The sequence below is a fragment of the Nonomuraea harbinensis genome (genome assembly GCF_019396385.1).
Taxonomy (GTDB): domain Bacteria; phylum Actinomycetota; class Actinomycetes; order Streptosporangiales; family Streptosporangiaceae; genus Nonomuraea; species Nonomuraea ferruginea.
The window spans coordinates 60,470-82,471 of sequence record NZ_JAHKRN010000022.1; the positions used below are offsets into that span (position 1 = coordinate 60,470).

Genomic DNA, 22,002 nt, shown 5'->3' on the forward strand with positions numbered 1-22,002 from the left:
GTCGGCGCGCTCGACAGATGTTGTGCCCCGCGCCGGATGCACACGACGAATACCCGGTCCCCCCGCTCCCGCCCCCGGCCTAGCATCGTCGGCGAAAACGGGTCTTGTGCCCGATAACTGTCGCACTGGGAGCTTTTGTTGCCCGCTTCGATGCACTTCCCGCGGTCTGTCGCCTCGGTCGCCGGGGACAACCTCCACCAACTGCCCGAGTTCCGCGACACGCGGGTGCTCGGCCTGCTGCCCGACACCCTCGGGGCCGACGCGGACATCACCTTCGGCGAAGTCACGATCGCGCCCGGCCAGGTCGTGCCCACGCACAGCAACGGGCACGCCGAGGCGATCTTCATCGTCGAGGGGACGCTGCGGCTCTGGCGTCCGGGCGGCTCGGTGGAGTTGTCTGCTCCGGGCGCCGCCTATTTCCCGCCCGGGGAGGCGCACTCCATCGCCAACATCGGCAGTGAGCCCGCGCGGTTCCTGGTCGCCTACGCCACCGGCGGCCACGACAAGACCGTGACCTCGCGGCTGCTGCCCGACACGGCGCTGGAATCGGGCGTGAACCCGAACACCGCCCCGTCCACGGGCCTGTTCGACCGGTGGGCGGTCGCCGAGGACATGGTCTCGTGGGTCCCCGTCGAGCCGTCGAAGGGGATGCGGCTGCGCTGCCGCTACCTGCTCGAACCGGCGAACGGCACCAAGGAGTTCGTGATCGGCACGGCGGGCGTCGACCCGCACCTGCACTACACGATCCACCGGCACGCCCCGGCGGAGATCTACCACGTGCTCGAGGGCACCGCGACGATCTACGTGGGCGACGACGGCTACGAGGTGGCGCCGGGTGACACGGTGTACGTGCCGGCGTGGGCGCCGCACGGCATCGACACCGGCGACTCCGAGCTGCGCATGTACTGGTTCTACACACTCGACGCGTGCGACGGCGCGTGGGCGTGGGAGCCGCTGGAGCCGGTCTACTCCACGCCGCCGCGCCGTCCCCTGGAGACGGGCCCGCGCCGGGGGTTCCACGTCTGATGGCCGGCATCCTCTTCGCCGGCGGCCGGGTCTTCGACGGCACCGGCGCGGCTCCCGGGCGGGCGGACGTGCTCGTCGAGGACGGCGTCATCGTCGCGGTCGGCACCGGCCTGGCCGCCGGCGACGACGTCCGGGTGGTCGACGCGACCGGGAAGATCGTCCTCCCCGGCCTGATCGACACGCACGTCCACCTGACGCTCTCCGACATCAACCTGGTGAACCGCGTCTCCGACCCGTTCTCGCTGCACTTCTTCAAGACAGTGGTCAACTGCCGCAAGACGCTCGAAACCGGCATCACGACCGTACGGGACGCGGCGGGCGCCGACCTCGGCCTGAAGCAGGCGCTGTCGCGCGGCCTGATCGAGGGCCCGCGCACCCTGATCGCGGTGAACATGATCAGCCAGACCGGCGGGCACAACGACGGCCACCTGAGCTGCGGCGTGAACCTGGCCCTGTTCCCCGAGCATCCGGGCGTGCCGCCGGGGATCGCCGACGGCCCCGACGAGATGCGCAAGACGGTGCGCACGATGCTGCGCGCCGGCGCGGACGTGATCAAGGTCGCCACCACGGGCGGCGTGCTGTCGCCCGCGGACGATCCGCGCCACGCCCACTTCCGCCCGGACGAGCTCGCCGTGCTGGTGGCCGAGGCGGACGCGGCGCACGTCCACGTGATGGCGCACGCCCAGGGCGTGGAAGGCATCAAGAACGCCGTACGGGCCGGAGTCCGGTCCATCGAGCACGGCATCTTCCTCGACGACGAGGCCATCGAGCTGATGCTGGCGCGAGGCACGTGGCTGGTGCCCACCCTGATCGCGCCCATGTCCGTCATCGAGGCGGCCGAGCGCGGCGAACTGCACGAGCCCGCCGTGCTCGACAAGGCGCTGGAGGTCGCCTCCGTACACCGTGAGGCCGTCACCAGGGCCATCGGGGCGGGCGTCAACATCGCGCTCGGCACCGACACCGGAATCGGCCCGCACGGCGACAACCTGCGCGAGCTTCAACTGCTCGCGGAGTGCGGCCTGCCCCCGTACGCGGTCTGGGCGGCGGCCACCTCGCGAGCCGCGGAGCTGCTCGGCCTCGCGGACCGGATCGGCCGCGTCGCGCCGGGACTGACGGCGGACCTGGTGCTGCTTGAGGGCGAACTGACCGATCTGTCGGATCTGCGGGGCCGGGTGGCCGAGACGTGGCAGTCCGGCCGCCGCGTGTACGAGCGAGGAGAGGACGGCACACTCCGATGACCGCCGACGACATCACGGGGTCCGGCACGCACGACCAGGGAGCGTCGTCTCTGGCGTCGCTGCGGTCCTTCCAGGACTACCACTGGCTGATGCTGAAGGTGTTCCACGAGGCCGTGGAGAGCAGGCACGGGACGCGGGGCCTGGCGGCGATCGCCAGGGGAGTGCGTCAGGAGGGCGTCTACCGCGGCACGGCCATGCGCGACCAGCCCGCCTCGTTCGTCACCGGCCGCGACCCGGCCGCGCTGCTCGAACACTGGGACAGCGGCGAATGGGAGCTGGCCGCCGCCGAGGGCGAACTCTCGGTCGCCACCGACGGGCCGGCCGTCGTGCTGACCCTGCCGGAGGCCCCCGGCCGCGCGTACCTGACCGAGCTGATCGGCGAGACCGCGGCGCTGTCCGCCCTGGGGCTCTACTGGCCCGAGCTGACGGCGGGCATCACGGCGGGCTACGGCGCCGGGGTGGTCCTCGAAGCCGACGACGCCGCCGCGCGGCCCTGGCGCCTGCGCGTCACGGGCGCCGGCCCGGTGCGGCGCGCGCCGCGCCTCGGCGCCCTGGCGGCGGACCCGGTCCGGCTGATCGAGGTGAACCGGCGCACCACCGGCCTGCTCGCCGCCATGCAGATGTACGTGTCGCGCGAGCTGGTGAGGGCCTACGACGCCTCCGGTGAGGAGACGATCCGGCAGGCGGCGTACCGTTTCGGCGCCGACAGGGGCGGCGTCATCCGGGACCGCATGCTCGCCCTCGGCAAGCCGCTGACCATGGCCAACTTCGGGAGCACCGACGGCCTGCAGGAGCGCGACCCGAGCGAGGCGGTCTTCGTCTTCAAGGAGCGCCAGCACATCAGCGACGGGGCCTACTACCTGGACTGCACCTACTGCCCCCTGGCGGAGGTCTGGTCGTCGGAGGGCGAGGAGGGGCTGCGGCTCGGCTACCTGTTCGACTCCTCCAACCACCGAGGGCTGTTCCAGGGGTACAACCCGGAGACCGAGGTGCGCTGGACGTCGGTCAAGTCGCGCGGTGACCAGGTCTGCAGGTTCCGCTTCACCGTTCCCGCCCTGCTCACCGAGGACGATCCCACACCGGAGGAGTTCGACCGGATGGACCATATATCGCTTTAACGGCTTTTTGTCCAAATCACGGGGTTATGCCCCTTACGATGACGGCATGATTGCCGAGTTGCAGCGCATCGCCGACCGGTTGGGGGCAGCCCTCGACCGGCCGGTGGCGATCGACGACATACAACTCCGGCAGTACGTCTACACCTACCACCCCAGCGGCAACGACCCGGCCCGCGAGCAGGCCATCCTGCGCCGTCACGCCGGCCCCGACATCCTGCGCTGGACCGCCGTGCACCGGGCCCAGGAACGCAGGGGCGCCTTCCTGCTGCCGGCCAACCCCGCCATCGGGATGACCTGCCCGCGCTGGGGCGCGGTCGCGCGGGCCGGCGGCAAGGCCGTGGCGTACATCTGGGTGCAGGTCGACGATCCCGAGCTGTCGGAGCAGCGGCGACGGCGGATCGAGGCCGCCGCCGAGAGCGTCGCCGAGGTGTTCCAGCGCCAGCGGCACATCGACGAGCTGCGCAGCCTCAGCGAGCGGGAGAGCCTGATCCGGTTGCTGTCCGACGACGCCGAGGCCCGGGTCCGCGCGGTCGAGCGCATCGCCGACGCGGACATCTTCCGGCACGAGTGGCCGGCCGCCGTGGCGGTGTTCCTGCCCGTCTCCGGCACCGGGGCGGGGCTGGGCGAGGCGGAGCGGTCGAGCCTGTCGGCGGCTCTCGAATCGGTGCGGATGGCCCTTCCCTCACGGCAGACCCTGAGCCTGGTACGCCAGAATCACGGTCTGCTGGTGATGGCCAGGCCGGACGACGGAGCGGTGCCGAGGCACACGCTGGACCAGAGGTTCGCCGAGACGGCCCGGGAGAAGATCGAGCTGGCCCTGCCGGCAGACGGTTCGTTCACCGTCTGGGCGGGCGTGGGCTGCGCCTACCCACAGCTCACGGAGCTGGTCTCCTCCTACCGGGAGGCGCTGCGCGGCGCCCAGGTGGCCGCCTCGCTGGGCAGCATGGCCAGGACCGTGCACCACACCGGTCTCGGGGTGTACTCGCGCATCGCGCAGCTCGTGAACGACCAGCCGGAGGAGGTCGTCCTCCATCCCGGGATCCGCCTGCTGATCGACCGGGAGAGCACGGGAGCCCCGCTGGCCGAGACGCTGGAGGTCTTCCTCGACAACGCGGGCGACGTGGCGCGCTCCGCCCAGCGGCTCCACCTGCACCGCGCCTCGCTCTACGGACGGCTGCGCCGCATCGAGGAGATCACCGGCCTGGACCTGGGGAACGGCAACGACCGCCTGGTCGCCCATCTGGAGCTGAAGCTGGCGCGGCTCATGCGGTTGCGCACACCGTACGGCACGGACACGACCGGCACCGGCATCTCCGCGTTAGGCGACGCGTAGCCGAGCGGCGGGGTGAGCCCCGGACGCTCGCGTTGACAAATGTCGTTCCCCACGCTCCGACGTGCAACATCTGTCGGCAGTCAGCGGAATGTCACTCTGCGAGGATTCCGGCAATCCCACCCCTGCTTGGAGGTTCGATGACTGCTCCCAACCGGATCCCGCCCCGGCGGGTGCTCCGCGCTCCACTGACGTGTTCCAGGTAGGGGGCGGACGATGAACAGGACGATGAGGCTGCTCGGCCTCGCGCTGAGCGTGACGCTCGCGCTGACCGCGTGCGGGAGCGGCTCCGGCGACGCCGCCGGCGGCGGCGAGACCACGACCAAGCCCGCCGGGACCTGGGCCAGCGCCGATCCCGCGCTGGCCGAGGAGCTCAAGGCGGCCGGATTCACCGGCGAGATCAAGGGCGCGACCGACCTCACGATCGGCATGCCGTGGGCGGTGGAGGAGAACGGCAAGCCGACCGGGCTCGACATCGACCTGGCCGAGGCCCTGGGCGACGTGCTGGGCACCAGGATCGACCTGCAGAACACCAGCTTCGACAGCCTGATCCCCGGGCTGGCGGCGGGCCGCTACGACGTGACGATCTCCGCGATGCTGGACAACAAGAAGCGTCAGGAGCAGGTGGACTTCGTCGACTTCATCATCGACTCCTCCGGCTTCGTCGTCCCCGCCGACAGCGACATCGACGACCTGACGCTGGAGACCAGCTGCGGCCGGACCATCGGCGTGGTGCGGGGCAGCGCCGAGGAGATGTACCTGTCCGAGCAGAGCACCAAGTGCGAGCAGGAAGGCAAGCCCGCCGTCAAGCTGCAGGTGTTCCAGCAGCTCCAGCAGGGCATGCTGGCCGTCACCAGTGGCCGCATCGAGGCGCTGTGCGGCGACAGCCTGCAGAACTCCTACCTCCAGGCCCAGCCCGACTCCAAGATCAAGCCGGTCGGCGAGCCGATCAACGAGGCGCCGGTGGGCATGGCACTGCCGAAGGGCAGCAAGCTCGTGCCGGTCCTGCAGAAGGCCCTGCAGAAGCTCGTCGACGACGGCGCGTACGTCAAGATCCTGGAGAAGTACGGCGTCGCGGAGGGCGCGCTGACCAAGATCACTGTGAACGATGCCCGCAGCTGACCGTACCGCCATCCTGGACGGCGGCGAGGGCGGAGACCCGCGGGGACACGGCGACGACGTGCGCGCCGTGCCCCTGCGGCATCCCGGCCGCTGGGTCGCCGCGGCCGTCGTGCTCGTGGTGGCGGTGGCGGTCGTCTCCTCCCTCGTCACCAACGAGCGGTTCCAGTGGGACGTCGTCGGGCAGTACTTCTTCTCCTCGGCGATCCTGTCCGGCCTGTGGACCACGCTCTGGCTGACCGCGGTGTCCATGTCGATCGCGGTGGTCCTCGGCATCGTCATCGCGCTGATGCGGCTGTCGCCCAACCCGGTGCTGAAGGCCGGCGCGAACTTCTACACATGGTTCTTCCGCGGCACCCCGCTGCTCGTCCAGCTGATCTTCCTGTTCAACATCTCGGCGCTCTACCCCGTGCTGACCGTCGGCCTGCCGTTCGGCCCTCAGTTCTTCGAGATCCCGGCCAACGACATCCTCACCCCGGCGCTGGTGGCCATCATCGGGCTGTCGCTCAACGAGGCCGCGTACATGGCCGAGATCGTCCGCGGCGGCATCAACTCCGTCGACCACGGCCAGACCGAGGCCGCGCAGGCGCTCGGACTGCGCCGGTCGGTCATCATGCGGCGCGTCGTGCTGCCCCAGGCCATCCGCGTCATCCTGCCGCCCACCGGCAACGAGACGATCTCGATGCTGAAGTACACCTCGCTGATCAGCGTGATCGCGATGCCGGAGCTGCTCTACTCGGCGCAGGTCATCTACTCGCGGACGTACGAGACGATCCCGCTGCTGATGGTGGCCAGCCTCTGGTACCTCATCGTGACCAGCGTGCTCACGCTCGGCCAGACCTACCTGGAGCGCAGGACGTCGCGTGACCGGCGGACCCCCGAGACCTTCCTCGGCGGCGTGCTGCGCCGCCTCCGGCCGCACGACACGCGGGTAGCCGCGGGGAGGGCACACCCATGACGACACCCGCGGTCCGCATCCGCGGCGTCCGCAAGTCCTTCGGCAGGCTGGAGGTGCTGCGCGGCATCAACCTGGACGTGTACCCCGGCGAGGTCGTCTGCCTGATCGGGCCGTCCGGCTCGGGCAAGTCCACGCTGCTGCGCTGCGTCAACCACCTGGAGAAGGTGGACGGCGGCCGGATCGAGGTGGAGGGCGAGCTCGTCGGCTACCGTCGCAAGGGCGACAAGGTCTACGAGCTGAAGGACCGCGAGATCTGCCGCAAGCGTGAGCAGATCGGCATGGTCTTCCAGCAGTTCAACCTCTTCCCCCACATGACCGTCCTCGGCAACGTCGTCGAGGCGCCGGTACGGCTCGGCAAGGCCCGTCAGCGGGAGGCCGAGCAGGCCGGTCGCGAGCTGCTCGCCAAGGTCGGCCTCGCGGAGAAGGAGTCGGCGTACCCGAGGCAGCTCTCCGGAGGCCAGCAGCAGCGGGTGGCGATCGCCCGCGCGCTGGCCATGCGCCCGCGCCTGATGCTCTTCGACGAGCCGACGTCGGCGCTGGACCCGGAGCTGGTGGGCGACGTGCTGTCGGTGATGGGCGGGCTGGCCCGCGACGGCATGACCATGATCGTGGTCACCCACGAGATGGGGTTCGCCCGCGAGGTCGCCGACCGGGTGGTGTTCATGGACCAGGGGCGGCTCGTCGAACAGGGCCACCCTTCCGAGATCTTGGAACGCCCGAGCCACGAACGGACCCAGGCCTTCCTGCGCCGGGTCCTCTAGCTCGGATCGAGTGAGGAGACAGTGATGACCGCACGCGAGGAGTGGCTGCGCGCGCACGAGGTGACGCACCTCAAGGAGCCCGGCATCGTGCTCAACGGCAAGTTCGAGGACCGTTTCGAGCCCAGGGTGTGGAACTGGCTGCGCCCCTGGGACTTCGACTCGTCCTTCGACGTCGGCCTCGTGGGCGTGGGTCTGTCGACGACGTCGATCCTGCCGACGAGCTGTTTCGCCGCGCCTGACGCGCTGCGCCTGTCCACGCCGTCCTTCACCACCTACAGTCCCGACTTCGACGTGGATCTGGCCAGCATGACCGCCCGCGATCTGGGCGACATCGCCGTGCCGGTGCTGGACCAGTACGAAGGGCTGCAGCGGATCGAGGACACCATGTCCGCCCTCTGGCGGGCCAGCGGTGACTCGTTCCTGGTGCTGATCGGCGGGGACCACGCCATCACGGCGCCGGCCGCCCGCGCCTTCGCCCGCACGCACCCCGGGCAGAAGCTCGGCCTCATCCACTTCGACGCGCACAACGACGTACGGGTCATGGACCACGGCCCGACCAACGGCACGCCGATCCGCCAGCTCCTCGAATCCGGTCTCCCCTTCTCCGGGAAGAACCTGGTGCAGGTCGGCATCCACGGCTTCATGAACGCCAGCTACTACAAGCGGTGGGTGGAGGGGCACGGCGGCACCATCATCACCGGCCGCCAGGTCCGCCGGGCGGGCATCGACGCCGTGATCGAGCAGATGGTGCAGGTCGCCGGTGACGGCACCGACGCGATCTACGTCACCGTGGACGTCGACGTGCTGGAGCTCGGCTACGCGACCGGCACCGGCGCGGCCACCCCGGAGGGCCTGCACCCGGTCGACCTGTACGAGGCGCTGTACGCGCTGGGTCAGCACCCGAAGGTGGCCGCGATCGACTTCGTGGAGCACGATCCGGCACGGGACGTGTCCACGATGACGGGCCGGACCATGACCGGCGGGCTGCTCAGCTTCCTCGCCGGCCTCTTCCTGCGCCGCAACGACGGCTGGCGCGGGTACGACCCGACCCCCATCACCGACGACTGACCGTATGCGCCTCCGGCTCGGCCGGCCGCGTGAGGCCGCCGGGCCGGAGGGTCGCCTTGGAACCGGCAGATCGGTATAAGTGAGACGTCCTGCTCCTCGACGCAAACCAGGAGAAGCATGTCCCCGCGCCCCCGTCTGCTCCCGGCCGCACTCGCCCTCGCGTTAGTCACCACCGGCGCACTCGCCCAGCCGGCTTCGGCCGCCGCGACCGCGAGCGCCGCTTCCGCCGCCACCGTCGCCGATCCCCTGCTGGACAAGCTCGCCGCCATCCCCGGCCTGACCGTCGTCTCCGAGACCCGGCCGAGCGGTTTCCGCTTCTTCGTCCTCACGCTCACCCAGCCGGTGGACCACCGCCGTCCGGGCAAGGGCACGTACCAGCAGCGTCTCACCCTGCTGCACCGGTCCGACGACGCGCCCGTGGTGCTCTACACCGGCGGCTACGGCCTGGCCGTCAACCCGTCGGCCTCGCAGACCGAGCCGACCCGGCTGCTGGGCGCCAACCAGGTCTCGGTCGAGCACCGGTTCTTCCGCAGCTCGCGGCCGGACCCCGCCGACTGGAGCAAGCTCGACATCTGGCAGCAGGCGAGCGACGAGCACCGCATCGTCCAGGCGCTCAAGACCGTCTACGGCGGCAAGTGGATCCAGACCGGCGCCAGCAAGGGCGGCATGACCTCGGTCTACCACCGCCGCTTCTACCCGGACGACGTGGACGGCGTGGTCGCCTACGTGGCGCCGAACGACCGGGTCAACCCCGCCGACCGCGCCTACGACGAGTTCTTCGAGAACGTGGGCGACGCCGCCTGCCGCACCTCGCTGGAGAACGTGCAGAAGGAGGCGCTGAAGCGGCGCGCCAGGCTGGTGCCGAGGTTCGAGGCCGAGGCCGCGCGGAACGGCTACACCTTCACCCAGTCGCTCGGCAGCGCCGACCGGTCGTTCGAGATGACCGTGCTCGACGCGGTGTGGGCCTTCTGGCAGTACTCGAACGAGAGCGACTGCGCGGACGTGCCGCCCGGCACGGCGACCGACGACGAGATCTACGACTGGATCGACACCGTCGCCGGCTTCTCCTTCTACACCGACCAGGGCATCGGCTACTACGTCCCCTACTACTACCAGGCCGCCACCCAGCTCGGCTGGCCCACGTTGAAGTTCGGGCATCTGCGCGGCCTGACCCGTTACCCCGGGCTCTACCAGCCCAACTCGGTCATCCCCGCCGAGCTGCGGTCCCGCCACGACCCGCTGCCGATGCTGGACGTCGACCACTGGGTGCGCAAGCAGTCCAGCCGGATGATGTTCGTCTACGGGGAGAACGACCCGTGGAGCGCGGAGCGGTTCACGCCCAGCCGCCATGACTCGTACCTGTATGTCGCCCCCGGCGCCAACCACGGCGCGAACATCGCCCGCCTGCCCGACGCCGAGCGGCAGGCGGCCACGGACACGCTGCTCCGCTGGGCCGGGGTGACCGGCGCCCAGGCGGCGCAGCGCGGCGTGTCGTCCATCCCCGACGACGACATGCTCCCCGACCGCCGCACCTTCTGACCCGCCGCCGGGCGAGGTCCGGGCAGCGCCCGGCCTCGCCCCGGCCACGCCCGTGTGATGCGGAAACCGTTACACAGCCGCTGACCATCGGGTTCGCCCGAAAGGGTTGGCCCAGGCGCCTTCCGTGAAATATGTTCATGCTGCTGAACAACCCCCCTTTTACCTGGAGGTCACCGGTGACGTCGGGAGGCCGGTCCGCGGACGAGCCCCGTCAGGAGCTCGTGGGTGCGCGGATGCGCCAGTTCCGCAAGGAACGCGGGATGACACTGCGCGGCCTGTCGGCCGGTTCCGGCCTGTCGATCGGGTTCCTCTCCCAGGTGGAGCGCGGGATCTCCACCATCGGGCTGGTCGCGCTGAACAGCGTCGCGGCGGCGCTGGACCGGGGCGTCGCCGAGTTCTTCGACGACTCCCCCGGCCACCAGCCCGGACGGGACGCCGAGCGACTGCCGGAGCATTTCACCCTCACCCGGGCCCAGACGGCGGCGACCGAGTACGTGTCGGGGGCCCAGACGTACCGGATGCTGTCCTCGCGCGGGCCCAGCCTGGTGCTGGAGCCGCTGCTGGTGCACATCGCGCCGGGCGGGCGGCGGGAGCCGGCGTACGGGCACGCCGGGGAGGAGTTCGCCTACGTGCTGAGCGGGGAGTTGCTGTACGAGGTGGACGGGGTGGAGCACCGGCTCCACCCCGGCGACAGCGTCCACCTGCGCTCGACGGTGCCGCACAGCATGTACAACGACACCGACGAGGTGACGACGGTGGTGTCCGTCGTGACGCCCAGGCTGTTCTAGACGCTCAGATCAGGGTCCTGGCCGACCACAGCTCCGGGAAGATCTCGCGGCGCAGCGACCGCTCCAGCCAGCTCGCGCCGCTCGACCCTCCGGTGCCCGTCTTCGCGCCCATCGCGCGGCGGACCACCATGAGGTGGAGGGTGCGCCACCGCATGAACCCCTCGGCGACGTCGGTCAGCGCCTCGGCGAGCTCCCAGAGGTGGTCGCCGGCGCCGCGCTCGGCGTACACGCGGGCCCAGGCCTGCTCGACCAAGGGCTCGGGCTGGTACGGCTGCGCCGGGTCGCGCGCCAGGGTGGTGGCGGGGATCTCGTAGCCGAGCCGGGCCAGCACGGACAGGGCGACGTCGTACAGGCTGGGCGCGCGCAGCGCCGCCAGCAGCTCGCCGTGGGCCTCGGGATTGCCGCGGTGCACCCGCGCCAGGGACTCGGACTTGTCGCCGAGCAGGAACTCGACCTCGCGGTAGAGCGCCGACTGGAACCCGGAGCCCTCGCCGAGCGCCGGCCGGAAGGCGTTGAACTGGCGCGGCGTGAGGCGGTTCAGCGGGCGCCAGGCGGTGTTGACCACCTCCAGGTAGGCCGCCGCGCGGGCGATGGCGGCGGTCGCCGGGGGCAGGTCGGGGGTGCCGAGCAGGCGGGCGGCCAGACGCAGTTCGGTGCGCACCAGGCCGAAGTAGAGCTCCATCACCTGAGTGGTCACCAGGAAGGCGGGCTCCTCGGGCGCGTCGGTGCGCGGGCCCGGCAGCGCGCGCAGGGTGTCCGTGCCGACGTACTCGTCGTACGGCGTGGCTTGCGCGAAGCTCAGATTGGGGGTCACCATCGCTTCCTCCTCGTTCACCTCAATGTTCACCGAAGACAAACTGTGATGAAATGGCATGTCGAAGGCGTTGGGACGGGGAGACTTTCCGTTCTCAAAGCAGGACCGCGGGTTCGCCTTCACCGCTGCCGAGAGTGATGGGTGGGTGCCGTGGACGCGATGGACTGGGCGATCCTTACCGAGCTGCAGGCCGACGCCCGGCTCTCTTTCAGCGAGCTGTCCCGGCGGGTGCACCTGTCCTCCCCCGCCGTGGCCGAGCGGGTGCGGCGGCTGGAGGAGACCGGGGTGATCGAGGGCTACCACGCGCACGTCGACCTGGGGCGGGCCGGGCGTACGGTGCGGGCGCTCATCCGGATGTCCTGTTACGGGGCGCGCTGCGTGCTGCGTCACGAGGAGGCGCTGGAGCAGCCGGAGATCGTGCAGGTGTACCGGGTCACCGGTGACACGTGCTGCCTGCTGGTGGTTGCGCTGGCGTCGATGGCGGACTTCGAAGGGCTGATCGACCGGCTGGCTCAGTACGGGCGGCCGTCGAGCACGATGGTGCTGTCCAGCCCCGTGCGGTGGCGGCCGGTCACGGAGCTGCCCTGAGCCTCGCGGCGATCAGCTCGGCGGTGGCGTCCCAGATGGGGGCGGCCGGGTCGATCACGTCGAAGTGGTCGCCGGGGCGTTCCAGGTAGGTGACGTCGTCGTCCGTCCCCGCGGCGGCGTACCGGCGGTTGAAGTCGACCAGGTCCGGGTCGTCCTGGGCGCCCTGCACGACGAGCTGCGGGCCGCCCAGCGGGAGACGGGCCAGCGGGCTGGATCTGGCGTACTCCTCCGGGATCTCGGTGCTGCGGCCGCCCAGCGCCATGGCGGTCGCGCCGCCGCTGAGGTCGCGCAGGTCGCATTCCACCAGGTCAAGCAGCCCGGCGAGGGAGACGGCCAGCGCGGGGGCCGGGCGTCCCGACTGCCAGAGGTCGGCGGCCAGGCGCAGCGCGAGCTGGCCGCCGGCGGAGTGGCCGATCACGGCGACGCGGGCGGGGTCGAGGTCCGAACGGTCACCGAGCGGCCGGCCCGGGTCCGGCAGGTCGGGGTCCGGCAAGGTGCTGAGCGCCGTGTAAGCGGCGGCGACGTCGGACACGGTCGCGGCCCAGCCGTGCCTGTCCGGGCGGCGGTACTCCACGTTCCACGCGGCGAATCCGCGGGCGGCCAGGTCGGCGGCGAGGGCGTCCATGAGGTCGGCGGCCCAGATGGACCGGTAGAAGCCGCCGTGCAGCAGCATCGCCACGGGGGCGGGCCGCGTCTCCGGCAAATGGAGCTCGCCGTACTGGTCGGGGTGCGGGCCGTAGTGGACGCGGCGGGGCCGGGCGGCCGCGCGGTGCACGACGTGCCGGATGGCCCAGGTCAGGCCCTGCGCGCCGCGCCCGTACAGGTGGGCGGCGCCGCCGGCCGGGTGCGGGCCGGTCACCCCCAGGTCCAGCCAGACCAGCCGCGGCGCGTACGGCCTGGGCGGGTCCATCAGGGCGCGCACCTCAGGATCGGCGCCGGGCAGCGCGACCACCAGTCCGTCCGCTCCGGCGGCGTCCAGGGCGGCCTGGAAGGACGGCGTGTCCGGCGGCGAGACCACCCGGCCGGCGACCCGGAGCGCCGCGAACTCGCGCCCGGCCAGCTCCCCGAGCAGCCCGAGATCCGCGACGAGCCCGGGGGCGGTGAGCACGGTAACAGTCGTCATCGCGTCGCGGGCCTCAGCATGGGGACGACCTCCGCGCCGATCAGGGACACGCCCTGATCGTTGGTGAGGCCGTGGGGGGTGCCGAACTCGACGCGGTGGACGCCCGCGTCGATCAGGCGCTGTGCCTGGGCTGCCACCTGGTCGGGTGTGCCGGAGAACGCGAACAGGTCCAGCAGGTCGTCCGGGATGAGCCTGGCCGCCTCGTCGTGGCGTCCCGCCGCGGTCTCGGTCTTGACCCGTGCCAGCAGGTCGGCGGGGACGTTCGCGGTGGGGTCCAGGTCGGCCACGACGGCGAGGTACATCGCCACCTCGCGCCGGGCCTTGGCGCGGGCGGCGGCGCCGTCGGCGGCCACGACGGTGACCGCGCCGAGCACGATGCCGACGTCGTCGGCGGACCGCCCGGCCTGTTCGGCACCCGGACGCAGCCGCTCCCTGATCACCGGCACCATCGCCGGGTTGGCGCTGCCGCCCACCTTGATCTCGTCGGCGAGACGTCCCGCGAGCGCCGCGCCGCGAGCGCCCCAGGCGCCGATCAGCAGCGGCGGGCGGGGACGCTGTACGGGGTAGCGCAGCGCGGTGCCGGGCGCCAGCGTGAACACCTCGCCGGAGAAGCCGGAGGTGTCGCCGCCGAGCAGCCGGTACACGACCTCGGCGCACTCGGCCAGCGCGGTCAGCGGGCGCGGCTGCGCCAGCCCCACCTCGCCCAGCCAGGTGCCGCGGGCCAGGCCCAGGTAGGCCCGCCCGCCGGAGGCCAGGTCGAGCGCGGCGACCTGGCCCGCGATCTCGTACGGGGCCATCGAGTAGGGGTTGAGGCAGGCCGTGCCCAGGCGCACCCGGGAGGTGGCGGCGGCCATCTCCAGCAGCGGGAAGATGGGCGGCTGGTACATCAGGTCGCCGAACACCGACACCACGTCGATGCCGTGCTCCTCGGCGATGCGGGCCAGCCGGGCGTAGTCGCCCGGGCGCTTGTCGCTCTGCAGGCCGATGCCGATCTCGTAGCCGCGGCTCATGTGAGGTCCGCCGAGTTCATCGGGCGGCGCCGGACGCGCTCCAGCCGCATGGTGAGCCGCTCCTCCGGGTCCGGGCAGCAGAACAGGGTGTCGCGTTCCAGCCAGTCCCCCGGGCCGAGGTCGCGCTGTTTGGCGGCCAGGAAGGGCAGGACGGCGGCCAGGGCCCAGACGCAGAAGTGGCGGCCGTCGGGGATCCGCAGGTGGGCGCTGTTCTCCAGCTCGAAGTAGTCGCCCACGGCCATGCCGCAGACCGAGCGGCCCTCGATCGTGTCGACGGTGACCCGCAGGTCGTAGAGCTCCATGTCGGTGTCGCCGGTGGTCATGCTCCCTCACTCAGCAGCTCGGCGTGATGGTGGGCGATCAGCCAGCGGCCGCGCGTGTGCCGGAGCACGTCGGTGACCCTGGTGTGCTGGGCGGGGGCGCCGTGCGGCTCGGCCACCAGGACGTACCGGGCCACGCCCACCTCTCCCCAGACGTCGATGCGCTTGTCGCGGGCGGTCAGCGTGTCCATGACCGGCCGGCGGCCGGCGCCGTCCCGGGCGTCGCGGTAGGCGTCCAGCTCGGCGCGGGTGCGCAGCGGCCCCGGCAGGTGGGTCTCCCAGGTGGTCACGTCGGGGTGCAGGTGGCCGTCGAAGCGGGCGCGGTCGCCGGCGACGAACGCGGCGTACATGTCGTCGATGGCGGCGGCGATGTCCGCCGCGGCGTCCAGGGTCACGGTGTCTTCCTTCCAGAGGTCGGGGGGCCGGTCCGCACGACGCGGCCGCCCTTCATCACCCAGTGGACGCCCCGGTACGCGGACGCCGCGGCCAGGGGGTTCTCGTCCATCGCGATCAGGTCGGCGTACCGGCCGGGTTCCACGGTGCCGATGTCGGCCTCGGCGCGGAGCCAGCGGGCGGGCCCCAGGGTGGCGGCGTGGAGCGCGCGGGCCGGGCCGATCACCTCGGCCATGTGCTCCAGCTCGCGCACGGTCGCGTTGGTGCCCTCGAACGACCAGAACGGCGGCATGTCGCTGCCGAGCAGCACCTCCACCCCGGCGGCCACCGCGGTGGCGAAGCTGTCCAGGTGGGCGGGGCCGGCGCCGAGCGAGCGGCACTGCATCCACTCCGGCACGCCCAGCTCGTCGAAGAACTCCTTGCACCGGGTGACCAGCAGGGTGGGCACCAGCGCGGTGCCGCGGGCGGCCATCCGGGCGGCCACCTCGGGGGTGAGCTGGTAGCCGTGCTCCACGCAGTCCAGGCCGAGCTCCACGGCCTGGGCGATCACGGCGGCGGGGCCGGCGTGCGCGGTGACCCTGCGGCCCCAGGCGTGCGCGGTCTCGATCACCGCCGCCATCTCGTCGGCGAACAGCTGGGGCGTGTCGATCGACTCGTGCTGTCCCGCGATGCCGCCGGAGATCATCACCTTGATGAGGTCGGCGCCGGCCTTGAGCTGGGCGCGGGTGCCGCGCCTGAAGCCGTCGACGCCGTCGCACTCCAGGGTGTCGGTGCCCTCGTGGCCGTGCCCGCCGGTGCAGACCAGGGCGCGCCCGGCGGTGAACATCCGGGGTCCGGGCACCCGGCCGGCCTCGATGGCGCGCCGGAGCGCGAAGTCGGCGTGGTCCTTCTCGGCCACGCAGCGCACGGTGGTGACGCCGCAGTCGAGGGTGCGGCGGGCGCCGTCGGCCATGTAGAGGGCCAGCTCGTGCGGGTTCAGGTCCTTGACCTGGTCACCGCCGGCGCCGGGGAGGGACAGGGACAGATGGGTATGCATGTTGACCAGGCCGGGCGTGACGTACGCGCCGCCGAGGTCGACGCGGTCCACGTCCGTCCGGTCCGCCACCTCGGCCAGGATCTCCTGCCGGGTGCCCACGGCCGCGATGCGGTCGTCCCGTACGAGGATCCCGGCGTCCTCGACGGGGCTCGCCCCGTCGGCCACCCGGCCGTCGGCCACGGTGCAGCCGGTGATCACGACCGTGTTCATCGCATCTCCTTGAGCATGGAGCCCCCCGCCGTCGGAGGCAGGGAGGGCTTGAGCGGGGAGCCGCCCGCCGTCGGGGGTGGGGAGGGAACGGGGAGCGGCGCCGCCACGTCGTAGACGTCGCGGGCGGCTTCCGCTGAGACGTAGCCCTCGGCGACGTCGCGGCGGACCGCCTCGGGATCGCGATCGCGCGGGTCGCCGTGGCCGCCGCCGCCCGCTGTCAGCAGCGTCACGCGGTCTCCTGGCTGGACCTTGACCCGTTTGGTGCTCACGCGCGCCTCACGGTCGGTGCAGGGGAACACGATCACCTGGTTCGGGTCCGGCTCCAGCCCGCCCATCAGGGCCCATGGCCGCGACCGCGTCTTCTTGATCACCGACAGGAACTCTCCCGGCGTGGTGAAGCGGATGTCGCGCCGCAGGCCCACCCCGCCCCGGTGACGGCCCGCGCCGCCCGAGTCCGTACGCATCTCCAGGCGTTCGAAGAACATCCCGGTACGCGCCTCCAGCACCTCGACCGGCGTGTTGCGGGCCTGTGTCTGGGCCAGGTGGTTGGCGGGGCCGATGCCGTCGTGGTCCGGTGTGCCGCCCCAGCCGACGGCGTCGTTGTTGCTGACGGCGAACATCCGGCCGGTGTCGGGATGCGTACCGACCATCATGAAGCCGGGCACGTCACCCCCGGACGAGGCCGGCAACCGGTCCGGCATGCCCTGCGCCAGCGCCTTGTAGATCAGCTCCAGCGCGACCGTGCCCGTCCACTGGGTGAACGTGGCCGCGGGGTAGGTGGCGTGGAACAGGGTGCCGGGCTCGGCCCGTACCTCCAGCGGCGCGAAGTGGCCCGCGTTGGTCTCCTCCCACGGGGTGGTGATCGCCTTGAACGCGACCCGGCAGGTGGCGATGGTGGCGCCCAGGGGGAGGTTCACCGGCCCGGGCGTCATCGCGGCCGAGCCGTCGAAGTCGACGGTGAAGCGTCCGCCGGCGATCGTGACCGTCACCCGCATCTTGACCGGGTCCTCGGTGATGCCGTCGTCGTCCAGCCAGTCCTCGGCTGTCCACGTGCCCTGCGGCAGCGCGGCGACGGCGTCGGCGGCCGACCTGGTGGCGGCCTCGACGGCCCTGTCCACGGCGGCGGTCACCAGGGGCGTGCCGTAGCGGGCGTGCACGTCGGCGAGGCGGCGTTCGCCGGTGCGCAGGGCGGCCACCTGGGCGTGCAGGTCACCGATGACCAGGTCCGGCATCCGCGAGTTGAACCGGATCAGCTCATGGATCTCCCGCACAGGCTCACCCCGGGAAAACACCTTCGTACCCGGAAAAATCAACCCTTCCTGATGCATGTCCGTCGAATCCAGGACATAGCCCGGATCCTTGGCGCCCAGATCCATCCAATGCGCCCGCACGCACACGAAGCCCAGCAGCCCGGAGTCCCCGTACACCGGGGCGAACAGGGTCGCGTCGTAGGAGTGGGCCGCATTCCAGTACGGGTAGTTCAGCAGCACCACGTCACCGGGCAGCAGGTTCTCCCGCCCCACGTACTCCACGCCCTTGCGGATGGAGTAGTCGTTCGCGCCGAGGAACCGGCTCAGCCCGGTGGCCTCGGCGACCAGCCGCAGGTCCGGGTCGTAGACCGAGATCCCGTAGTCGCGCACCTCGTAGATCACGGGGTTGAACGAGGTCCGCTCCAGGGTGGCCCGCATCTCCTCGGCCACCGCGACCAGATGACAGCGCACGACCTCCGCCGTCGCCCCGTCCAGAGCGATGCCAGAAACCCCGGCACCAGACCGCGCAGGACCATCCGGCCGTACGGGGCTGGGCGTGGTGGGGTCAGCCATCGTCCACGCCGTAGATCTCGCGGGCGGCCTCCGCTGAGACGTAGCCCTCGGCGACGTCGCGGCGGACCGCCTCGGGGTCACGCTCGCGCGGGTCGCCGTGGCCGCCGCCGCCCGCCGTCAGCAGCGTCACCCGGTCCCCCGGCTCGACCTTGACCCGCTTGGTGCTGACCCGGGCCTCACGATCCGTGCCGGGGAACACGATCACCTGGTTCGGGTCCGGCTCCAGCCCGCCCTCCAGCGCCCACGGCCGCGAACGCGTCTTCTTGATCACCGACAGGAACTCTCCCGGCGTGGTGAAGCGGATCTCGCGCCGCAGGCCCACTCCGCCCCGGTGACGGCCCGCGCCGCCCGAGTCCGTACGCATCTCCAGTCGTTCGAAGAACATCCCGGTACGCGCCTCCAGCACCTCGATCGGGGTGCTCCGCCCGGCGCTGCCGGAGACGTGGGTCGCCGCGTTCATGCCGTCGTGGTCCGGCGTGGCGCCCCAGCCGACGAGGTCGTTGTTGCTGACGGCGAACATCTGACCGGTGTCGGGATGCGTGCCGACCATCATGAAACCGGGCACGTCACCCCCGGACGACGCGGGCACCCGGTCCGGCATGCCCTGCGCCAGCGCCTTGAGGATGAGCTCCACCGCCACGATGCCGGTCCAGAGCGTGAACGTGGGCTGCGGGTAGACGGCGTGGAACAGCGTCCCCGGCTCGGCGCGGACCTCCAGCGGCACCGTCGTGCCGTGGTTGGACGGCTCGTCGGGCGAGGTCAGCGACTTGAGTATGACCTTGCAGAGCGCGACGGTGGCGCCGAACGGCATGTTGATCGGGCCAGGCGTGGCCGGGGCGGAGCCGTCGAAGTCGACCGTGAAGCGCCCGTCGGCGATCGTGACCGTGACCCGCATCTTGACCGGGTCCTCGGTGATGCCGTCGTCGTCGACCCAGTCCTCGGCCGTCCAGGTGCCCTGCGGCAGCGCCGCGAGGGCGGCGCGAGTGCGGGCCTCGCCGTCCTCGACCATGCGCTGGACGGCCGCGTCCACGGTGGGGCGGCCGAACTTGTCCAGGATCTCCAGCAGGCGGCGCTCGCCGGTGCGCAGAGCGGCCACCTGGGCGTGCAGGTCACCGATGACCAGGTCCGGCATCCGCGAGTTGAACCGGATCAGCTCATGGATCTCCCGCACAGGCTCACCCCGGGAGAACACCTTCGTACCCGGAAAAATCAAACCTTCCTGATGCATGTCCGTCGAATCCAGGACATAGCCCGGATCCTTGGCGCCCAGATCCATCCAGTGCGCCCGCACGCACAGGAACCCGACCAGCGTGCCGTCGGCCTCCGGGTCCGCGGGATCCGGCTGGAACACCGGGGCGAACAGGGTCGCGTCGTACGAGTGGGCCGCGTTCCAGTACGGGTAGTTGAGCAGCACGATGTCACCGCGGTGCAGGTTCTCCCTGCCCACGTACTCCACGCCCTTGGCCAGCGAGAAGTCGTTCGCCCCCAGGAAGAACGTCAGCCCGGTGGCCTCGGCCACCAGCCGCAGGTCCGCGTCGTACATGGACAGCCCGAAGTCGTGCACCTCGTAGATCACCGGGTTGAACGAGGTGCGGATCAGGGTGGCCCGCATCTCCTCGGCCGCGGCCAGCAGGTAGCTGCGGACCACCTCGGCCGTCGCGCCGTCCAGCCGCACGTTCGCCTCGCTCATGCCCGAGCCTCCGGAGTGAGAGTGACCAGCAGATGACCGAAGGGGTCCACCTGGACGCGCTGCCCGGAGTGCACGACCGTGGTGGAGGTGCCCTCGTCGATCAGGGCGGGGCCGTCCAGGGCGTCGCCCGGCTCCAGCTTGGCCCGGTCGTACACGGCGAACTCCGTCACCGCCCGCGTCCCGAAGTCGTAGGCGTCCCGCCGGCCGGTGCGGGCCCGGGAGGCGTCGCCGTCGCCGGGGGCGTGCCGGGGCAGCTCCGGCTTCTCGATGCGCCCGATGCCGCGCACCCGCAGGTTCAGGATCTGCAGCTGGTTGTCCATGACGTGCCCGTACCGGGCGTGGTGCAGCTCCTCGAACGCGGCCCGCACCACGTCGGGGCGCAGGTCGCGGCCGACGGGGACCGTCAGCGAGTGCTCCTGGCCGAGGTAGCGCACCTCCATGGCGCGTTCCAGCACGGCCTGCCCGGCGGGGATGCCCTGCGCCGCGAGCGAGGCCGCCGCCTCGGCCGCGGCCTCGGCGAACACCGACTCCAGCGCGGCCAGGTCGGCGTCCTCCAGGGTGACCATGACGGTACGCGACACGTCGTCCACGATGTCGGCCGCCAGCATGCCCCACGCGGAGAACCCGGACGGCGCGAACGGGACGATCACCTCGGGGATGCCCATCTCGCGGGCGAGGAGCGGCGCCAGCAGCGGCCCGGCGCCGCCGAAGGCCAGCAGAGAGAAGACCCGGGGATCGTGGCCCCGCTCGACCGTGATCTGCCGGACCGCGCCGACCGTCCTGGCCAGCAGCACGTCGAAGATCCCGGCCGCGGCGGCCTCGACGCCGAGCCCGAGCGGCTCGGCGATCTGCTCGCGCAGCGCCTCCCTGGCCGCCTCGTCGTGCAGGCGCATGTCGCCGCCGAGGAAGCGGTCCGGGTCGACGTAGCCGAGGGTCACGGCGGCGTCGGTGACCGTGGGCCGGGTGCCGCCGCGGCCGTAGCAGACCGGGCCGGGGTCGGCGCCGGCGCTCTGCGGGCCGACCTTGAGCAGGCCGCGGTCCAGGTGGGCGACCGAGCCGCCGCCCGCGCCGATGGTGCGGATGTCGTAGGCGGGGATGAGCAGCGGGAAGTGCTCCAGCTTCGCCTCGTAGGCCGCCACCGCCGCGCCCCGCTCGATCACGCAGGTGTCCAGCGACGTGCCGCCGATGTCGAAGGTCAGCAGGTTGTCGCGGCCGAGCGCGGCGGCGACGTGCGCGGCTCCGACGATGCCGCCGGCCGGGCCGGACAGCACGGTGTGCATGGGCGAGGTCTTGGCCACCCCCGAGGTCATCGAACCGCCGCCGGACCGCATGATCAGAAACCGGCCGTCGAAGCCGTCCTCGGCCAGGCCCGCCTCCAGGCGGTCGACGTAACGCTCGAAGATGGGGCGGATGTAGGCGTCCAGGACGGTGGTGCTGGTCCGCTCGTACTCGCGGTACTCGCGCACGATGTCCGTCGACACCGAAACGGTGACCTGCGGGTACGCCTCGCGGATGAGCCGCGCGGCCTGCTTCTCGTGCTCGGGGTTGAGGTAGGAGTGCAGGAAGCAGACCGCGATCGTCCGGACCCCCTGCTCCTCCACCAGGATCCGGGCGGCCTCCCGCACGTCGTCCGGGTCCAGGTCCTCCACGACGCGGCCCTTGTAGTCGAGCCGCCCCCGCACCCCGATCGTGGCGGCGCGGCGGACCAGGCTCTCCGGGCGCTGGTACTGGAAGTCGTACATGTGGTCCGAGGGCACGTTGCCCCGGCCCAGCAGGAAGACGTCACGGAAGCCCTCGTTGGCGATGATCCCGGTGGTCTCGCCGCGCCGCTCCAGCACCGCGTTCAGCCCGAGCGTGGTGCCGTGGATGAACAGCTCCACCTCGCGCAGGTCGGTGCCGAGCAGCTCGACGGCGGTGAGCACGCCCTCCCAGGGGCGGGCCGGGGTCGTCGGCGCCTTGCGGAAGCGGACCGCGTGGGTGCGCGTGTCCAGCTCCATGGCGTCGACGAAGGTGCCGCCGATGTCGACGGCCAGCCTGATCGCGGGCATGG

Annotated in this window: 20 protein-coding genes; 11 read left to right on the forward strand and 9 right to left on the reverse strand. The window is 71.8% G+C overall.

The genetic code is table 11. The features are described from left to right. Positions 1–138: 138 nt before the first annotated feature. The 10 genes from KME79_RS22995 (at position 139) to KME79_RS23040 (ending at position 10,945) form a co-directional block, all read left to right on the forward strand. Entirely contained in the window at positions 139–1,026 is an 888-nt protein-coding gene (locus KME79_RS22995) for a cupin domain-containing protein (RefSeq protein WP_219546245.1), read from the forward strand. Then, positions 1,026–2,264 carry a metal-dependent hydrolase family protein gene (locus KME79_RS23000; RefSeq protein ID WP_219546246.1) on the forward strand — a complete coding sequence of 413 codons (1,239 nt, stop codon included), beginning with the start codon at positions 1,026–1,028 and terminating at the stop codon, positions 2,262–2,264. Before KME79_RS22995 ends, KME79_RS23000 begins: the two co-directional genes overlap by 1 nt. After that, complete coding sequence (locus KME79_RS23005) at positions 2,261–3,382, forward strand: L-2-amino-thiazoline-4-carboxylic acid hydrolase (protein ID WP_219546247.1); 1,122 nt, start codon at positions 2,261–2,263, stop codon at positions 3,380–3,382. Before KME79_RS23000 ends, KME79_RS23005 begins: the two co-directional genes overlap by 4 nt. Positions 3,383–3,428: 46 nt before the next feature. Next, positions 3,429–4,715: a PucR family transcriptional regulator gene (locus KME79_RS23010; protein ID WP_219546248.1), complete on the forward strand. Its 1,287-nt coding sequence runs from the start codon at positions 3,429–3,431 to the stop codon at positions 4,713–4,715. Between the two features lie 213 nt (positions 4,716–4,928). Next, positions 4,929–5,834: an ABC transporter substrate-binding protein gene (locus KME79_RS23015; protein ID WP_219546249.1), complete on the forward strand. Its 906-nt coding sequence runs from the start codon at positions 4,929–4,931 to the stop codon at positions 5,832–5,834. Beyond that, the gene (locus tag KME79_RS23020) at positions 5,821–6,789 is read left to right on the forward strand and encodes an amino acid ABC transporter permease (protein ID WP_219546250.1); all 969 of its coding nucleotides are present in this window, start codon (positions 5,821–5,823) and stop codon (positions 6,787–6,789) included. Before KME79_RS23015 ends, KME79_RS23020 begins: the two co-directional genes overlap by 14 nt. Next, the gene (locus KME79_RS23025) at positions 6,786–7,550 is read left to right on the forward strand and encodes an amino acid ABC transporter ATP-binding protein (RefSeq protein ID WP_219546251.1); all 765 of its coding nucleotides are present in this window, start codon (positions 6,786–6,788) and stop codon (positions 7,548–7,550) included. The genes KME79_RS23020 and KME79_RS23025 overlap by 4 nt, the downstream gene beginning before the upstream one ends. A gap of 24 nt (positions 7,551–7,574) precedes the next feature. Continuing rightward, on the forward strand, positions 7,575–8,618 hold the full coding sequence (locus tag KME79_RS23030; protein ID WP_219546252.1) for an agmatinase family protein: 1,044 nt from the start codon (positions 7,575–7,577) through the stop codon (positions 8,616–8,618). Positions 8,619–8,735: 117 nt separating this feature from the next. Continuing rightward, positions 8,736–10,157, forward strand: coding sequence for a S28 family serine protease (locus KME79_RS23035; protein WP_219546253.1), 1,422 nt, complete (start codon positions 8,736–8,738; stop codon positions 10,155–10,157). 176 nt (positions 10,158–10,333) lie between these two features. After that, positions 10,334–10,945, forward strand: coding sequence for a helix-turn-helix domain-containing protein (locus tag KME79_RS23040; protein WP_219546254.1), 612 nt, complete (start codon positions 10,334–10,336; stop codon positions 10,943–10,945). 4 nt (positions 10,946–10,949) lie between these two features. Here the strand turns inward: KME79_RS23040 and KME79_RS23045 are convergent, their stop codons facing one another. Further along, complete coding sequence (locus tag KME79_RS23045; RefSeq protein ID WP_219546255.1) at positions 10,950–11,762, reverse strand: tryptophan 2,3-dioxygenase; 813 nt, start codon at positions 11,760–11,762, stop codon at positions 10,950–10,952. Positions 11,763–11,918: 156 nt separating this feature from the next. Between KME79_RS23045 and KME79_RS23050 the strand changes: the two genes are divergently transcribed. Next, positions 11,919–12,347 carry an Lrp/AsnC family transcriptional regulator gene (locus KME79_RS23050; protein ID WP_219546296.1) on the forward strand — a complete coding sequence of 143 codons (429 nt, stop codon included), beginning with the start codon at positions 11,919–11,921 and terminating at the stop codon, positions 12,345–12,347. Here KME79_RS23050 and KME79_RS45130 read toward each other — a convergent pair. Genes KME79_RS45130 through KME79_RS23090 form a run of 8 tightly spaced genes read right to left on the reverse strand, consistent with a single transcriptional unit; the run spans position 12,331 to position 22,000 of the window. Further along, positions 12,331–13,470, reverse strand: coding sequence for an alpha/beta hydrolase (locus KME79_RS45130; RefSeq protein ID WP_246640267.1), 1,140 nt, complete (start codon positions 13,468–13,470; stop codon positions 12,331–12,333). The two genes, KME79_RS23050 and KME79_RS45130, sit on opposite strands and share 17 nt — an antisense overlap. Next, entirely contained in the window at positions 13,467–14,480 is a 1,014-nt protein-coding gene (locus tag KME79_RS23060; RefSeq protein ID WP_219546256.1) for an LLM class flavin-dependent oxidoreductase, read from the reverse strand. The genes KME79_RS45130 and KME79_RS23060 overlap by 4 nt, the downstream gene beginning before the upstream one ends. Continuing rightward, positions 14,477–14,803, reverse strand: a complete 327-nt coding sequence (locus KME79_RS23065; RefSeq protein ID WP_148033081.1) for a TIGR04076 family protein — start codon at positions 14,801–14,803, stop codon at positions 14,477–14,479. Before KME79_RS23065 ends, KME79_RS23060 begins: the two co-directional genes overlap by 4 nt. Continuing rightward, the gene (locus KME79_RS23070) at positions 14,800–15,195 is read right to left on the reverse strand and encodes a DUF4440 domain-containing protein (RefSeq protein ID WP_219546257.1); all 396 of its coding nucleotides are present in this window, start codon (positions 15,193–15,195) and stop codon (positions 14,800–14,802) included. The genes KME79_RS23065 and KME79_RS23070 overlap by 4 nt, the downstream gene beginning before the upstream one ends. After that, complete coding sequence (locus tag KME79_RS23075; protein WP_219546258.1) at positions 15,192–16,439, reverse strand: amidohydrolase family protein; 1,248 nt, start codon at positions 16,437–16,439, stop codon at positions 15,192–15,194. The genes KME79_RS23070 and KME79_RS23075 overlap by 4 nt, the downstream gene beginning before the upstream one ends. Further along, complete coding sequence (locus KME79_RS23080) at positions 16,436–18,262, reverse strand: hydantoinase B/oxoprolinase family protein (protein WP_219546259.1); 1,827 nt, start codon at positions 18,260–18,262, stop codon at positions 16,436–16,438. The genes KME79_RS23075 and KME79_RS23080 overlap by 4 nt, the downstream gene beginning before the upstream one ends. Next, entirely contained in the window at positions 18,255–19,952 is a 1,698-nt protein-coding gene (locus KME79_RS23085) for a hydantoinase B/oxoprolinase family protein (RefSeq protein ID WP_148033084.1), read from the reverse strand. Before KME79_RS23085 ends, KME79_RS23080 begins: the two co-directional genes overlap by 8 nt. Beyond that, entirely contained in the window at positions 19,949–22,000 is a 2,052-nt protein-coding gene (locus KME79_RS23090) for a hydantoinase/oxoprolinase family protein (protein WP_219546260.1), read from the reverse strand. Before KME79_RS23090 ends, KME79_RS23085 begins: the two co-directional genes overlap by 4 nt. Between the last annotated feature and the right edge of the window lie 2 nt (positions 22,001–22,002).